We start from the raw sequence: 16523 nt of genomic DNA, 5'->3' as shown, positions 1-16523 counted from the left end.
TTCCAGCTTAGTGCCAGGGTGCTCCCGGAAATCCGCCGCATGCCCGGCTAGGCTTCGCGGTATCTGTGACACAACCAGGCAGCGGGGAAGCTTATGAAATGGGATCCGGCGATCTACGTCCAGTTTGGTGACTACCGGAACCGGCCGTTTTTCGACCTCACCGGCAGGATCATCGCGGACCGGCCGGAAAAGGTGGTGGACCTGGGCTGCGGCCCGGGAAACCTGACAGCCACGCTGGCCGGGCGGTGGCCGGAAGCCGAGGTGGTGGGCGTGGACTCGTCGGCGGAAATGCTGGACAAGGCAGGCACTGTGGCCGCCCGGCATCCGCGCCTGAGGTTCGAGCGGATCGACATCGCGGGCTGGATGCCGTCGGCGGAAACCGATGTGGTGGTCAGTAACGCCGCCCTCCAATGGGTGCCCGGCACCAGGACCTGATGCGGGAGTGGCTGGCCGCCCTGCGTCCCGGCGCCTGGTTCGGCATGCAGGTGCCGGGGAACTTCGGGGCGCCCTCCCACACATTGCTGCGGGACCTTGCAGCCTCGGCCCGCTGGGCACCGGAACTCGACGGCGTGCTGCGGGGCGGGGAATCGGTGGGGGAGCCGGCGGACTGACCTTAACATCCTGCTCGACGCGGGCTGCACCGCAGATGCCTGGGAAACCACGTACCAGCAGGTCCTGCCGGGCGATGACCCCGTCCTTGAGTGGGTCCGCGGCACGGCCCTGCGCCCCGTGCTTGCCGTCTTGTCACCGGACGGGGCAGGGAATTCGAAGCAGAGTATGCCGCGGCGCTCCGCACCGCCTACCCGCCGGGACGGCACGGCACGGTCTTCCCCTTCCGCCGGATCTTCGCGGTGGGGCGCAGAACCAGCACGTCCACTCGCAGGACAAGCTCTACTGAAGCGGTCACGCGTTTGACAAGAATAGTAAGTGATCTGCCTTACAATGAGCGTTGTGGCTGGTGGGGGACGGTTGCCGCCACCCCGCAGGTTTCCCGACCTTCTGGAGGTGCGTTGCTGATCCGACTCATGGGGCGGCTGCTCATGGCGCACAAAGGTTCCGTTGCCGCCGTCGTCCTCCTGCAACTGGTGCAGGCCGCCGCCAACCTCCTGCTCCCCACCATTAATGCGGCGATCATCGACGATGGCATCGTGCCAGGCAACACCCCGGTCATCCACCGCCTTGGCCTTGTCATGGCGGGAATTGCCGCGGTGCAGGCGGCCGCGGCCATCGGAGCAGGCTACTTCGGTGCAGCCACTGCCATGAAGCTTGGCCAGCAACTGCGGGCGGAGATCTTCCTGAAGATACAATCCCTGTCCTCGCGCGAGGTGGCCCGCTTTGGTACCCAGAGCCTCACCACCCGGGCAACGAATGACAGCCAGCAAATCCAGGCGTTCGCGCTCCTGGTGCTCACCATGCTGGTCGCCGGGCCTGCCATGGGCCTGGGCGGGGTCATCCTTGCCCTCCAGCAGGACGTGGGACTGTCCGGCGTCATCATCGTCATCGTGCCGCTGCTCGTGCTGATCATGTCCGCCATCGTGCGGCGCCTCATCCCGCTGTACCGCGAGGGGCAGGACCTGCTGGACCATGCCGGCGGCATCCTGCGGGAGCAGATCATGGGAGTAACCACCATCCGGGCCTTCGTGCGCCAGCAGCATGAGAAGGACCGCTTCGCCCGCGTCAACGGCGGCCTCACTGCCAACAACCTCCAGTCGGCCCTGCTCGTGGCCGCCATGCTGCCGATGATCATGCTGGTGGTGAACCTGTCCTCGGTGGCAATCGTGTGGTTCGGCGGGCAGCGCATCCAGGCCGGCCAGATGAACATCGGTGCGCTCACCGCGTTCATCGCCTACATCATGCAGATCCTGCTGGCCATCATGATGTCGATGTACGTCCTGATGACGGCGCCGCGGGCAGCTGTGTGCGCCGAACGGATCGGCGCGGTGCTGGACACCGAGCCTTCGGTGACGGATCCCGGGGAACGTGCCGGCCGCGTCCTTCCGGCGCTGCCCAGGACGGGCCCGGCAGGTCCGTCCCGCCGGGCGGCACCGTGGAGTTCACCGGCGTCGGCTTTTCCTATCCCGGGGCCGAGGCACCTGTCCTCGCCGGTGTCACCTTCACAGCGCTGCCCGGCACCACCACGGCCATCGTGGGATCCACGGGCAGCGGAAAGACCACCCTGCTGAACCTGGTCCCGCGCTTCCTCGACACCACCGAAGGCGCCATTACACTCGACGGCGTCAACATCAAGGACCTGCCCCTGGAAGTGCTGCGCGGCGCCATGTCCATAGTGCCGCAGCACTCACACCTGTTTTCCGGCAGCATCGCAGCGAACCTCCGGATGGCAGCACCCGGCGCCTCGGACGAGGAACTGTGGGAGGTCCTTGAAAAGGCGCAGACCATGCGTTTCATGAGCGAATTGCCCCTTGGCCTCGAAACGCCCGTGGGGCAGGGCGGAACCAAGCTGTCCGGGGGCCAGCGCCAACGGCTCTGCATAGCCCGTGCACTGCTCCGCAAATCATCCCTGTACCTTTTCGACGACAGCTTCTCGGCCCTCGACTACGACACGGACACGCGGCTGCGGCAGGTGCTGGACGCCGAACTGGCGGCCGCCAGCATCCTTGTCGTGGCCGAACGCGTCTCCACCGTCGAGTGTGCGGAGTTGATCCTGGTGCTCGACGGCGGCCAGGTGGTTGCGCAGGGCACGCACCGGGAGCTGCTGGAGACGTCGTCCACGTACCGGGAAATCGCGGAATCGCAGCTGGCCCTGGACGGCCCGCGGTGACAGTCCCTGCCGGCGCCGGGGCGGCAGACGCAGGTTTCCGGCCCACAGCCCGGCGGCTCCTGGGCTGCTGCGGCCGTTCCGGCGGCTGATGTTCGGCGCCGTGGCTGCCACCTGCGCGTTCGCCGGCCTGAACGTGGCCGCGCCCAAGTACCTGGGCGACGCCACGGATGTGGTGGTTGATGGTGTCTCCGGCGGCGGCATGGACCAGGACCGCCTGGTCCTGCTGCTCGCGGCAGTGGCGGTGATGTACGTCTTCGCGTCGCTGTTCAACTGGATCCAGGGCGCATTGACAGCACGTTCCGTCCAGGGGCTGATGTACAACATGAGGGCTGCCGTGGAGGACAAACTGCACCGGCTGCCCGCCGCCTACTACCGCGACAGCTCCCGCGGGGACCTCCTGAGCAGGGCCACCAACGACATCGACAACATCGCCCAGGCGCTGAACCAGCTCCTGACACAGCTGATCATGTCCGTCCTGATGCTGTCCGGTTCGCTCGCCATGATGCTCTGGATCTCTCCGCTGCTGGCTGCCATCGCCCTCGCCACCGTGCCGCTGTCCACCTGCATCACCGTTCTCATGGCCCGCAGGTCCCAGATGCATTACGCGCGGCAATGGACGGAAACCGGTGAGCTCAATGCGCACGCCGAGGAATTCATCACGGGCCATGAAGTCATCAAAGCTTTCGGATACCAGTCCCGGGCAGCCGGCGTTTTTGCGGGCAGCAACTCGCGGCTGGCCCGGGCGTCCACCAAAGCCCAGTTTTCAGCCGGCATCGTCCAGCCGCTCATGGTGCTGATGTCCAACCTGAACTACATCGCGGTGGCCGTCATCGGGGCCCTCCAGGTCATAGCGGGTGCCATGACCATCGGCGGAATCCAGGCATTCATCCAGTTCAGCCGGCTCTTCACCCAGCCGGTGGGACAGATCGGCGGCCTGCTTAATGTCATGCAGTCCTGCGCCGCGTCCGCCGCCCGCGTTTTTGACCTGCTGGACGCAGCGGAGGAGGCTGCCGCCCCTGACGCCGCCGCAGGACTGCCGGCGCCCGGCGGACCGATCGAGTTCGACGACGTGACGTTCGGCTACCCGGGCTCGTCCCCGGCCGTCCGCAACCTTTCGTTCAGGGTGGAGCCCGGGCAGACGGTGGCCGTCGTGGGCCACACCGGAGCAGGGAAAACCACGGTGGTGAACCTCCTGATGCGTTTCTATGACCCAACCTCGGGCCGGATCACCATCGGCGGAACCGATACCGCCTTGATGGACCGGGACCGGCTGCGTGCACAGTTCGGCGTGGTGCTCCAGGACGCCTGGCTGTTCGGGGGCACCATCCGCGAGAACATCGCCTACGGCCTGCCGGGCGCCACCGAGGCCGGCATCCTCGCCGCGGCAGAGGCCAGCCATGTTGACCGTTTTGTCCGGGCACTGCCGGACGGATACGACACCGTGCTCGAGGACGGGGGTGAACCCCTCAGCCGGGGCCAGCGCCAGCTCGTCACCATTGCCCGGGCGCAGCTGGCAGGCCGCGCCGTCCTGGTCCTGGACGAGGCAACGAGCTCCGTGGACTCCAGGACCGAACTGATGATCCGGCAGGCCACACAGCAGCTGAGGCAGGGCCGGACCAGTTTCGTGATTGCCCACCGTTTGGCCACCGTACGGAACGCTGATCTAATTTTGGTCATGGACCACGGACGCATCGTCGAGCACGGCACGCACCAGAACCTCCTGGCGGCCAACAGCTACTACGCCCGGCTCTGACTACGCCCAGTTTGCTGCCCGTCCAGGCCGCGCCGGGGTCCTCGAGGCGGGCCGGTGAGGTCTGTCCCCGACTTCCCCGGGACCTGGAAGCCCAACACCGCCAGCACGGTAGCGCTGTACGAGCAACTAAGGCTCCGCATCATCCACCTGGCCGACAGCGGTGCGCTGCCCCCGGGCACGAGGCTCCCTGCCGTCCGGGTCCTGGCCGAAAGCCTCGACGTGGCCCCGCACACGGTGGCGCGGGCGTACAAGGAGCTGGAGGCGGCCGGCGTCGTGGCAACCCGCGGCCGGAACGGGACCGTGGTCAGCGCACGTGATGAACGTCTCAGCGGGCTCTCCGCGGCCGCCGCGGCCTACGCCGAAGCCGCCAAGTCGCAGGGGGCAACGTTTGCCGAAGCCGTGAAGCTGCTGGCGGCAGCCTACGACGCCGGCTAGGGCCCTGGCGGGTGGCGGTTTCGAAGAAGTTTTCGATTAGCATTATTGGGTGCCTAAAGCCTTAGCTGAAGAAACCGCCATCGAACCCACCTCCGTCACCGAGCCCTCCACCGGCATTGTGCAGCGCCACGACCTGTCACGGCTGGTGGTGAAGGGCGCCCGCGAACACAACCTGCGGAACGTGGACCTGGACCTGCCGCGCGATGCGATGATCGTCTTCACCGGCCTGTCAGGCTCGGGCAAGTCCTCGCTGGCGTTCGACACGATCTTCGCCGAAGGCCAGCGCCGCTACGTCGAATCGCTCTCCGCGTACGCCCGCCAGTTCCTCGGCCAGGTGGACAAGCCGGACGTCGACTTCATCGAAGGCCTGTCACCGGCCGTTTCCATCGACCAGAAGTCCACCAGCAAGAACCCGCGCTCCACCGTTGGCACCATCACCGAGATCTACGACTACATGCGCCTTCTTTGGGCACGCGTGGGCCGGCCGCACTGCCCCGTCTGCGGCGAGCCCGTTGCCAAGCAGACACCGCAGCAGATCGTCGACCAGCTGCTCGAGCTGGACGAAGGCACCCGCTTCCAGGTCCTTGCCCCGGTGGTGCGCGGGCGCAAGGGCGAGTTCGTGGACCTCTTCAAGGAACTCAGCGCCAAGGGCTACTCCCGGGCGCGGGTGGACGGCGACCTCGTCCAGCTGAGCGATCCGCCCAAGCTGGGCAAGCAGTTCAAGCACACCATCGAGGTGGTGGTGGACCGGCTGGTGGTCAAGGAAGGCATCAGCCAGCGGCTCACGGACTCCATCGAAACCGCGCTGGGGCTGGCTGAGGGCCGCGTCCTGGCGGAGTTCGTGGACCTTGAAGCGGATGATCCCGGACGCATCCGCGCGTTCTCCGAGAACCTCGCCTGCCCAAATGAGCATCCGCTGGCCATCGACGAGATCGAGCCCCGGTCCTTCTCCTTCAACAACCCCTTCGGCGCGTGCGCGGCCTGCAGCGGCATCGGCACCAAGCTCGAAGTGGACGAGGAACTGATCGTTCCGAACCCGGAGCTCTCGCTGTCCGAGGGCGCCATCGCCCCCTGGTCGATGGGAACTGCCACCACCGAATACTGGAACCGGCTCCTCGAGGGCCTGGCGAAGGAACTCGGATTCTCGATGGACACCCCGTGGGAGAAACTGGGCAAGGACGTCCGCCAGACCGTCCTGCACGGCAAGGACCACAAAGTGGTGGTGCAGTACCGCAACCGCTTCGGCCGGGAACGCAAGTACAGCACCGGATTCGAAGGTGCCATCCAGTACGTTCACCGCAAGCACGGCGAAACCGACTCCGACTGGGCACGCGACCGGTATGAGGAGTACATGCGGCAGATTCCCTGCCCTGCCTGCAACGGTGCGCGCCTGAATCCTGCGTCCCTGTCGGTGCTCATCAACGGCAAGTCCATTGCCGAAGTTGCTGCCCTTCCCATGCGTGATTGCGCCGCGTTCCTGGACAACCTCGTCCTGACCGGCCGCGAAGCCCAGATCGCGCACCAGGTCCTCAAGGAAATCCAGGCGCGCCTGACGTTCCTCCTGGACGTTGGGCTGGAGTACCTGAACCTTGAGCGCCCGTCTGCCACGCTGTCGGGCGGCGAGGCGCAGCGCATCCGGCTGGCCACCCAGATCGGTTCCGGCCTGGTGGGCGTGCTCTATGTCCTGGACGAGCCGTCCATCGGCCTGCACCAGCGCGACAACCGGCGGCTCATCGACACCCTCACCCGGCTCCGCGACATGGGCAACACCCTGATCGTGGTGGAGCACGACGAGGACACCATCCACGTCGCCGACTGGATCGTCGACATCGGACCCGGCGCCGGTGAGCACGGCGGCCAGGTGGTGCACTCCGGTTCCTACAAGGAGCTCCTGGAGAACACCGCGTCCCTGACCGGCGACTACCTGTCCGGGCGCAAGAGCATCGATGTTCCCAAGAAGCGGCGCAAGTACGACAAGAAGCGCGAGCTCAAGGTGGTGGGTGCCCGCGAGAACAACCTCAACAACGTTGACGCTGCTTTCCCGCTCGGGCTCTTTACGGCGGTGACCGGGGTGAGCGGCTCCGGCAAATCCACCCTGGTGAACGAGATCCTGTACAAGGTGCTGGCCAACAAGCTCAACGGCGCCAAGCAGGTGGCAGGGCGCCACAAGACCGTCCAGGGCCTTGAGCACCTGGACAAGGTGGTCCACGTGGACCAGAGCCCCATCGGGCGCACGCCGCGCTCCAACCCCGCCACCTACACGGGCGTTTTCGACAACATCCGCAAGCTCTTCGCCGAGACCTCTGAAGCCAAGGTCCGCGGCGACCTTCCCGGTCGGTTCTCCTTCAACGTCAAGGGCGGGCGCTGCGAGGCCTGCTCCGGCGACGGCACGCTCAAGATCGAGATGAACTTCCTGCCGGACGTCTACGTCCCCTGCGAGGTCTGCCACGGGGCCCGGTACAACCGGGAAACCCTGGAGGTGCACTACAAGGGCAAGACCATCGCCGAGGTCCTCAATATGCCCATCGAGGAGGCCGCGGAATTCTTCGCTGCGTTCTCGCCCATCGCGCGGCACCTGAACACCCTGGTGGACGTGGGCCTGGGCTACGTCAGGCTCGGCCAGCCGGCCACCACCCTCTCCGGTGGTGAGGCGCAGCGCGTCAAGCTGGCGGCAGAGCTGCAGAAGCGGTCCAACGGCCGGAGCGTATACGTGCTGGATGAACCCACCACCGGCCTGCACTTCGAGGACATCCGCAAGCTGCTGCTGGTCCTGCAGGGCCTGGTGGACAAGGGCAACACCGTCATCACCATCGAGCACAACCTGGACGTCATCAAGAGCGCGGACTGGATCGTGGACCTTGGCCCGGACGGCGGCTCCGGCGGCGGGCAGATTGTCGCCACAGGCACGCCAGAGCAGGTGGCGACGTCCACCACCAGCCATACGGCCACGTTCCTGGCCGAAATCCTGGGCTAGGGCAGGAGAAATATTCCACTGCGGGCATGCGAGTTTCAGGCACTGCTGCTGACGTGAGAAACTAACCCGGTGACTTCAACAACAGTGCCCGTGATCTTTGACCTGGACGGCACTCTTGTCGATCCGGCCGGTGGAATAACAGACGGAATTGCGGCGGCCCTCACCGCGGTAGGGCTTCCCGTTCCCGGCCAGGACCTGCTCGAAGCCATGATCGGCCCCAAGCTCAGCGATTCGCTGCTCAACGTGGCACAGGTGCCCGCCCGCCATCTGGACGAGGTTATCCGCCGGTACCGCGAGCACTACGTGGCCACCGGCATCGCCCAAAGCCGGCTGTACCCGGGCGTCCGCGAAGTTTTGGAATCCTTCGCGGCCGCCGGGAAGCCGGTGGCCGTGGCCACGCAGAAACCGCAGAACCTTGCCCGAAAGGTCCTGGCGCACCACGGCATTGACGGGCTGTTCCTCAGCATCCGCGGCTCGGCCGACGACGAGACGGCCATCGAAGGCGTGCCGATGGGAAAGACGGAAATCATCGCCGCCGCCCTCGAGGACCTGGACACCCGGCACGCCCTGATGGTGGGGGACCGCGCCCAGGACGTCTCCGGAGCCATTGCCAACGGACTCGACTGCATCGGCGTTGCCTGGGGATTCGCTCCCGACGGCGAACTGGAGAATGCCGGTTCCGTGGCGGTCGTGCACACGGCCGAAGAACTGGTGAACGTCATCGACCGGCTGCAGGCCATCCACAGTGCAGCCATGAGCGAGGTGACAAACGATGGAAATGTTTGAAGCGGTCCGCTGGACCACGCGGAGCCTGATCGCCGGCACCTGCCGGCCCACCGTCGTCGGCATTGAAAACGTCCCCACCGACGGCCCCTTCATCGTGGCACCCAACCACCTGTCCTTCTTCGACAGCGTCATCGTCCAGGCCCTGATGCCGCGGCCGGTGGCTTTCTTCGCCAAGGCCGAGTACTTCACCACCGGCGGGATCAAAGGCAAGGTCATGAAGGCCTTCTTCGAGTCCGTGGGCTCCATTCCCGTGGAGCGCGGCGAGCAGGCAGCGAGTGTCCAGGCACTCAAGACCCTCCTGGATATCCTCGAGTCCGGCCGCGGCATCGGCATCTACCCCGAGGGCACGCGCTCCCGGGACGGCATCCTTTACCGCGGACGCACCGGGGTGGGTTGGCTTGCGCTGACCACCGGGGCGCCGGTAATCCCCGTGGGCCTGGTTGGCACGGAGAACCTGCAGCGCGCCGGCGAGAAAGGCGTGCGGCCCCAGCACTTCACCATGAAGGTGGGGGAGCCGCTGTACTTCGACAAGACCGGCCCGGACCACTCGCTGCCGGCCCGGCGCGAGGTGACAGACCGGATCATGGATGCCATCGCGGAACTCAGCGGCCAGGAGCGGTCCACCAGCTACAACCAAAGCAAAGCGGTCGACTAGTCCGGCGGTACGGCAGTGGGTTCTGCCCGGCTGGCAAAGCCAGCGGGTACGGCTCAGTAGAATGGATAAGTGGCAAATCCAGCAAGTTACCGGCCCAGGACGGGTGAAATCCCCACCAACCCGGGGGTCTACCGGTTCCGCGACCCCCACGGCCGGGTCATCTACGTCGGCAAGGCCAAAAGCCTCCGTTCCCGGCTGAACTCCTACTTCGCCAACCCGGCAGGGCTGCTGCCCAAGACTTACGCCATGGTCCATGCGGCCAGCAGCGTGGAGTGGACGGTGGTGGGCAGCGAGCTGGAGTCGCTGCAGCTGGAATACACCTGGATCAAGGAATTCAAGCCCCGGTTCAACGTGGTGTTCCGGGATGACAAGACGTACCCGTACCTTGCCGTGACCATGGGGGAGAAGTACCCGCGGGTCCAGGTCATGCGGGGCGACAAGAAGAAGGGCACCCGCTACTTCGGTCCGTACACCGCGGGGGCCATCAGGGAAACCATGGACACCCTGCTCCGGGTGTTCCCGGTCCGCAGCTGCAGCGCAGGGGTGTTCAAGCGCGCCGAAGCCACCGGCCGGCCCTGCCTTTTGGGCTACATCGACAAATGCTCGGCCCCGTGCGTAAGCCGCATTTCGCCCGAGGACCACCGCTCCCTGGCCGAGGACTTTTGCGCCTTCATGGGCGGCGAGGCCAAGCGCTTTATCGCCAAGCTGGAAAAGCAGATGGCGGACGCCGTGGCCGAGCTTGACTACGAGCACGCCGCCAGGATCCGGGACGACATTGCCGCGCTCCGTAAAGTCTTCGAACGCAATGCCGTGGTGCTCTCGGAGGACACGGACGCGGACATCTTCGCGCTCCACGAAGACGAGCTCGAGGCCGCGGTGCAGGTGTTCCACGTCCGCGGCGGCAGGATCCGTGGCCAGCGCGGCTGGGTGGTCGAGAAAGTGGAGGACTTCACCACACCTGACCTCGTGGAGCACCTCCTGCAGCAGGTCTACGGCAACGACGGCGACAGCCACGGCAGGCTGCCCCGCGAGGTGCTGGTACCCGTGGAGCCCAGCAACGCGGGGGAACTGGCCGATGGCTCGGCGGAATCCGGGGCGCCAAAGTGGACATCCGGGTACCGCAGCGTGGCGACAAGGCCGCCCTCATGACCACCGTCCGTGAAAACGCCGAACATGCACTGAAGCTGCACAAGACGCGCAGGGCGGGGGACCTCACGGTCCGCTCGCAGGCCCTCCAGGAACTCCAGGAAGCGCTGGACCTGCCGGTGCCGCTGCTGCGGATCGAGTGCTTCGACGTCTCCCACGTCCAGGGAACCAATGTGGTGGCCTCCATGGTGGTGGTGGAGGACGGCCTGCCAAAGAAATCCGACTACCGGAAGTTTTCCGTCACCGGGCCCGCGGCCGCCGATGACACGGCCGCCATGCACGACGTCCTCACCCGGCGGTTCCGCCACTACCTGCAGGACAAGTCGGCCCAGGTGGACGAATCATTGCTGGCCCCCGATCCGGGAGAGGCGGAACAGCCGGTGCCCGGGCAGCAGGCGGCGCCCCTGGACAGCACCGTGCAGGACAGCACGCTCCAGGACAGTGCCTTGCAGGACACCACCACGCCCGCCCCGCGGGCGAAGTTCGCCTATCCGCCCAACCTGGTGGTGGTCGACGGCGGCAAGCCGCAGGTCAACGCCGCCGCCCGGGCCCTCGCGGACCTCGGCATCGACGATGTGTACGTGGTGGGCCTTGCCAAGCGCCTCGAAGAGGTCTGGCTGCCGGACAGCGACTTCCCCGTGATCCTTCCCCGGACGTCACAGGGGCTGTACCTGCTGCAGCGCATCCGCGACGAAGCCCACCGCTTCGCCATCACGTTCCACCGGCAGAAGCGCGGCAAGGCGATGACGGTATCGGCGCTGGACGGAGTTCCCGGGCTGGGCGCGTCCAAGCGCAAGGCGCTGCTGGCCCACTTCGGGTCCGTCAAGGGGGTCAAGGCCGCCTCCGCCGAAGAGCTCTCGCAGGCCAAGGGCATTGGCCCTGCGCTGGCCAGCGCCATTGTGAACCACTTCGCCACGGGCGACCGGGCTGCGGCAACGGTGCCCGCCATCAACATGTCCACCGGCGAAATCATCGAAACTTAGCTAGGGTAAGGGGCGGGGTTTGCGCCGGGTGCGCCCCTGGATGGCAACAACAGAAACGGGGCGGACTTAATGGCAGACACGACGGCGGAATCCGGAGCCGGGCAGGACGGGATGCAGCCCGTCAAGCCGCTCGAAGCGGAGCTGCTGGTGGTCACCGGAATGTCCGGAGCCGGCCGGAGCACCGCCGCCGACGCGCTGGAGGACCACGGCTGGTACGTAGTGGAGAACCTGCCGCCGCAGATGCTGGGCACCCTGGCCGAGCTCGTCTCCCACGCCCCGCAGTCCATCCCGCGGCTCGCCGTCGTGATCGACGTCCGCAGCAAGGGGCTCTTCGCTGATATCCGCGCCGCCCTCGGTGCCCTCGCCGCCAGCGGCGTCACCTTCCGGGTCCTGTTCCTGGACGCCAGCGACAACGTCCTGGTCCGTCGCTTCGAACAGGGACGCCGGCCGCATCCGCTGCAGGGCGGCGGCCGCATCCTGGACGGCATCGCCGCCGAACGCGAGCTGCTGCAGGAACTGCGCGACAGCTCCGACGTCGTCCTGGACACGTCCGGGTACAACGTCCACGGGCTGGCCACAGCCATCACGGAACTCTTCAGCGAAACCGGCCCGGTGGCGCTCCGGCTGAATATCATGAGCTTCGGCTTCAAGTACGGCCTGCCCGTCGACGCCAACTACGTGGCAGACGTCCGGTTCATCCCCAACCCGCACTGGGTTCCGCAGCTGCGCCCGCACACCGGGCTGGACAAGGACGTCAGCGACTATGTGCTGGAGGCGGAAGGCGTCAAGAACTTCGTCGACCGGTACGTCATGGCCCTGGAGCCCGTCCTGGACGGATACCGGCGCGAAAACAAGCACTACGCCACCATTGCCGTGGGCTGCACCGGCGGAAAACACCGCTCGGTTGCGGTCGCCGTCGAACTGTCCAAGAAACTCGCCCAATACCCCCGGGTCACCGTGACCACCACGCACCGGGATCTGGGCCGCGAATAATGGCGCTGTTCACCGGCGCGCTGCCGCTGGTTCCGCCTGCGTCCGGAACCGGAGCCAGCCAGCACGACAAAGGTCCCAACGTTGTCGCGCTCGGCGGCGGCCACGGCCTCTCCGCCTCCCTTTCGGCGCTGCGCCTCCTCACGTCCGAACTGACCGCCGTCGTGACGGTGGCGGACGACGGCGGATCGTCAGGGCGCCTGCGCGAAGAGTACGGCGTCCTCCCGCCCGGGGACCTGCGGATGGCCCTGTCCGCGCTCTGCGACGACACGGACTGGGGCCGGACCTGGCGCGACGTGATGCAGCACCGCTTCCGTCCCGGCAAGGGCCCGGGCGGTTCGCTGGACGAGCACGCCATGGGGAACCTGCTGATCGTCACCCTGTGGGAACTGCTGGGGGACACGGTGGCCGGGCTGAAGTGGGCCGGTGCGCTGCTGGGCGCACGCGGCCAGGTCCTTCCCATGTCCACCGAGCCACTGACCATCGAAGGGGACGTCCGGGTCACCGCGCCGGACGGCGCCTCCGCCCTGCAGACCATCCGCGGGCAGGCGCGCTGCGCCGTGGCGGGCTCGCTGGAACACGTCCGGCTCCTGCCTGAGGCTGCCCCTGCCTGCACCGAAGCGCTCACGGCGATCGAACTGGCCGACTGGGTCATCCTGGGCCCGGGCTCCTGGTACACCTCAGTGCTGCCGCACCTGCTGCTGCCGGAAATGCGCCAGGCGCTCTGCAGCACCCCGGCCAAACGCTGCCTCACCATGAACCTCGCCACGGACACCAAGGAGACGTCGGGCATGACGGCCGCAGACCATCTCGACGTGCTGCGGCGCTACGCCCCGGAGTTCACGGTGGACGTTGTCCTGGCCGATCCCGCGTCGGTGCCGGACCGGCAGGAGTTCGAGTGGGCCGCCGCAATGATCGGGGCCGAGGTTGTCTTGGGTAAAGTAGGGGCGTCGGGACGCCGGCCCGTCCACGATCCCCTGCGTCTGGCGACGGCGTACCAGGACATTTTTGGGAACAGTTAGGAAGGTGCCATGGCACTGACAGCATCGGTCAAGGAAGAACTGTCCCGTCTGGACATCAAAAAGTCATCGGTGCGCAAGGCCGAAGTCTCAGCAATGCTTCGTTTCGCCGGCGGGCTGCACATCATCTCCGGCCGGATCGTCATCGAAGCCGAAGTGGACCTGGCATCCACGGCCCGGCGCCTGCGCGCCGCTATCGCCGAGGTCTACGGGCACCAGAGCGAAATCATCGTCGTATCCGCCGGGGGACTGCGCCGCGCCAGCCGCTACGTGGTCCGCGTGGTGCGCGACGGCGAAGCGCTGGCCCGGCAGACCGGCCTCCTGGACGGCCGCGGCCGGCCTGTGCGCGGGCTGCCCTCCGCCGTCGTCAACGGGTCCGCCGCGGATGCCGAAGCGGTGTGGCGGGGCGCGTTCCTTGCCCACGGCTCGCTCACCGAGCCCGGCCGGTCCTCCTCGCTGGAGGTCACCTGCCCCGGCCCGGAATCCGCCCTGGCACTGGTGGGGGCCGCGCGCCGGCTGGACATCCAGGCCAAGGCGCGGGAAGTCCGCGGCGTGGACCGCGTGGTCATCCGCGACGGCGATACCATCGCCGCCCTCCTCACCCGCATGGGCGCCCACGATGCGCTGATGGTCTGGGAGGAGCGGCGCATGCGCAAGGAAGTCCGCGCCACCGCCAACCGCCTTGCCAACTTCGACGACGCCAACCTGCGCCGCTCGGCCCAGGCTGCGGTGGCCGCCGGTGCCCGTGTGGAGCGTGCCCTCGAGATCCTGGGCGACGACGTCCCCGAGCACCTGAAGTACGCCGGTGAGCTGCGCGTGGCCCACAAACAGGCCAGCCTGGACGAACTGGGCCGCCTGGCCGACCCGGTCATGACCAAGGACGCGATCGCCGGACGCATCCGCCGCCTCCTGGCCATGGCGGACAAGCGCGCCGCTGACCTCGGCATTCCCGGTACGGACGCCAATGTGACGCCCGAAATGCTGGACGAGTGACCGACCCATAGAATCAAAAAGATTCCGGGCGCCAGCCGCCCGGATGCATAATCCGAGAGTTACCAACCGGACCGAGCGTCCACGATATTGGAGGATTTTGTGACCGAGTACGTATTGCCTGAACTCAGCTACGACTACGCCGCCCTTGAACCGCACATCTCCGCGCGGATCATGGAGCTGCACCACAGCAAGCACCACGCCGCCTACGTTGCTGGCGCCAACAACGCCCTGGCCCAGCTGGCCGAAGCCCGCGAGAAGGGCGACTTCGCCAACATCAACAGGCTCTCCAAGGACCTCGCGTTCCACACCGGCGGGCACATCAACCACTCCGTCTTCTGGAACAACCTGTCCCCGGACGGCGGCGACAAGCCCGAGGGTGAGCTGGCTGCCGCCATCGACGACGCCTTCGGCTCCTTCGACGCCTTCCGCGCCCAGTTCTCCGCCGCCGCACTCGGCCTGCAGGGATCGGGCTGGGGCTTCCTGGCCTACGAGCCCATCGGCGGCAACCTGGTCATCGAGCAGCTCTACGACCAGCAGGGCAACACGGCACTGGGCACCACCCCGCTGCTGATGCTCGACATGTGGGAGCACGCCTTCTACCTGGACTACGTCAACGTCAAGGCCGACTACGTCAAGGCGTTCTGGAACATCGTGAACTGGGCCGACGTCGCCAAGCGCTTCGAGGCAGCACGCACCAACGCCACCGGACTCATCACCCTCCCGTAGTGACCCGCGCTACACGCGCTTGTTACAAACTTCACATTCGGACTTAAATGGGCTGCGATGTGGACCGTCCGCCCCCGCACTTGCGGGGGCGGACCCAGTTAAACGTAAGATAGGTCACGGAAGGCGGTTAGCCTTCAGCAATGAGGCTGGTCGCCCTCCGTATGTAAATCATCTCTGCCCAATGGCGTGCGGGATCTGTTAGTTGGCTTGAACGCCCGCTCAACTAGTAGTGCTTCTAAAAGCACCAAGGAGACTGAAAAAGTGACGACCCGTATTGGTATTAACGGCTTTGGCCGCATCGGCCGCAACTACTTCCGCGCAGCACTGGCACAGGGCGCGGACCTCGAGATCGTAGCCGTCAACGACCTCACCAGCCCCGAGGCCCTGGCGCACCTGTTCAAGTACGATTCCGTGGGCGGCCGCCTGAAGGAAACCATCGAGGTCAAGGACGGCAACATCGTCGTCAACGGCAACGTCGTCAAGGTCCTGGCAGAGCGCGATCCCGCCAAGCTTCCCTGGGGCGAGCTGGGCGTGGACATCGTCATCGAATCCACCGGCTTCTTCACCAAGGCCGCCGACGCGCAGAAGCACATCGACGCCGGCGCCAAGAAGGTCCTGATCTCCGCTCCGGCTTCGGACGAGGACATCACCATTGTTATGGGTGTCAACCACAACCTGTACGACAACGCCACCCACAACATCATTTCCAACGCGTCCTGCACCACCAACTGCCTGGGCCCGCTGGCCAAGGTGGTCAACGATGAATTCGGCATCGAGCGGGGCCTCATGACCACGGTCCACGCCTACACCGCCGACCAGAACCTGCAGGACGGCCCGCACAAGGACCTGCGCCGTGCCCGCGCCGCCGCCATCAACATGGTGCCCACCTCCACCGGTGCCGCCAAGGCCATCGGCCTGGTCCTGCCGGAGCTGAAGGGCAAGCTGGACGGCTACGCCATCCGCGTTCCCGTGCCCACCGGTTCCGCCACCGACCTCACCGTCACCGTCTCCCGCGAGACCACCGTGGAAGAAGTCAACGCCGCCCTCAAGCGCGCTGCGGAGTCCGAGGAACTGCAGGGCTTCCTGACCTACACGGAGGAGCCCATCGTGTCTTCCGACATCGTCGGAGACCCCGCATCGTCCATCTTCGACGCCGGACTGACCAAGGTCATCGGCAACCAGGTCAAGGTTGTTTCCTGGTATGACAACGAATGGGGCTACTCGAACCGCCTCGTCGACCTTACGGAGCTTGTCGCGTCCAAGCTGGGCTAGGGTTAGACA

Annotated in this window: 12 protein-coding genes and 2 pseudogenes; all 14 read left to right on the top strand. The window is 66.5% G+C overall.

Translation table 11 applies throughout. The features are described 5' to 3' along the window. Window positions 1-93: 93 nt before the first annotated feature. Window positions 94-863: pseudogene (locus ACPEE0_RS10300) on the top strand (trans-aconitate 2-methyltransferase); the annotation flags it as partial. Between the two features lie 147 nt (window positions 864-1010). After that, window positions 1011-2183: an ABC transporter transmembrane domain-containing protein gene (locus ACPEE0_RS10295; RefSeq protein WP_424575267.1), complete on the top strand. Its 1173-nt coding sequence runs from the start codon at window positions 1011-1013 to the stop codon at window positions 2181-2183. Further along, window positions 2147-2782, top strand: coding sequence for an ABC transporter ATP-binding protein (locus tag ACPEE0_RS10290; protein WP_424575266.1), 636 nt, complete (start codon window positions 2147-2149; stop codon window positions 2780-2782). The genes ACPEE0_RS10295 and ACPEE0_RS10290 overlap by 37 nt, the downstream gene beginning before the upstream one ends. 88 nt (window positions 2783-2870) lie before the next feature. Next, a complete protein-coding gene (locus ACPEE0_RS10285; protein WP_424574447.1) occupies window positions 2871-4535 on the top strand; it encodes an ABC transporter ATP-binding protein in 1665 nt (554 codons plus the stop codon). Window positions 4536-4589: 54 nt separating this feature from the next. Continuing rightward, on the top strand, window positions 4590-4970 hold the full coding sequence (locus tag ACPEE0_RS10280) for a GntR family transcriptional regulator (RefSeq protein ID WP_009357648.1): 381 nt from the start codon (window positions 4590-4592) through the stop codon (window positions 4968-4970). A 49-nt stretch (window positions 4971-5019) separates the two neighbouring features. After that, a complete protein-coding gene (gene uvrA, locus ACPEE0_RS10275) occupies window positions 5020-7944 on the top strand; it encodes an excinuclease ABC subunit UvrA (protein ID WP_424574446.1) in 2925 nt (974 codons plus the stop codon). Between the two features lie 69 nt (window positions 7945-8013). Next, window positions 8014-8730 (top strand): HAD hydrolase-like protein, encoded by a 717-nt coding sequence (locus ACPEE0_RS10270; protein ID WP_424574445.1) that lies wholly within the window; start codon window positions 8014-8016, stop codon window positions 8728-8730. Continuing rightward, a complete protein-coding gene (locus ACPEE0_RS10265; protein ID WP_009357651.1) occupies window positions 8717-9385 on the top strand; it encodes a lysophospholipid acyltransferase family protein in 669 nt (222 codons plus the stop codon). The genes ACPEE0_RS10270 and ACPEE0_RS10265 overlap by 14 nt, the downstream gene beginning before the upstream one ends. A gap of 69 nt (window positions 9386-9454) precedes the next feature. Further along, window positions 9455-11514 (top strand): annotated as a pseudogene (gene uvrC / locus ACPEE0_RS10260) (excinuclease ABC subunit UvrC). Between the two features lie 69 nt (window positions 11515-11583). Beyond that, window positions 11584-12507, top strand: coding sequence for an RNase adapter RapZ (gene rapZ, locus ACPEE0_RS10255; protein ID WP_133346942.1), 924 nt, complete (start codon window positions 11584-11586; stop codon window positions 12505-12507). Then, on the top strand, window positions 12507-13526 hold the full coding sequence (locus tag ACPEE0_RS10250) for a gluconeogenesis factor YvcK family protein (RefSeq protein ID WP_424574444.1): 1020 nt from the start codon (window positions 12507-12509) through the stop codon (window positions 13524-13526). Before rapZ ends, ACPEE0_RS10250 begins: the two co-directional genes overlap by 1 nt. 9 nt (window positions 13527-13535) lie before the next feature. Next, window positions 13536-14516: a DNA-binding protein WhiA gene (gene whiA / locus ACPEE0_RS10245; RefSeq protein ID WP_009357654.1), complete on the top strand. Its 981-nt coding sequence runs from the start codon at window positions 13536-13538 to the stop codon at window positions 14514-14516. A 99-nt stretch (window positions 14517-14615) separates the two neighbouring features. After that, entirely contained in the window at window positions 14616-15242 is a 627-nt protein-coding gene (locus ACPEE0_RS10240; RefSeq protein WP_009357655.1) for a superoxide dismutase, read from the top strand. A gap of 261 nt (window positions 15243-15503) precedes the next feature. Further along, window positions 15504-16514, top strand: coding sequence for a type I glyceraldehyde-3-phosphate dehydrogenase (gene gap / locus ACPEE0_RS10235; protein ID WP_009357656.1), 1011 nt, complete (start codon window positions 15504-15506; stop codon window positions 16512-16514). Window positions 16515-16523: the final 9 nt, after the last annotated feature.

Origin of the sequence: Arthrobacter sp. SD76 (assembly GCF_049726125.1) — a bacterium.
GTDB lineage: Bacteria > Actinomycetota > Actinomycetes > Actinomycetales > Micrococcaceae > Arthrobacter > Arthrobacter nitrophenolicus.
The sequence above is the reverse complement of the archived record's forward strand: the minus strand, read 5'-3'. Positions and strand labels throughout refer to the sequence as shown.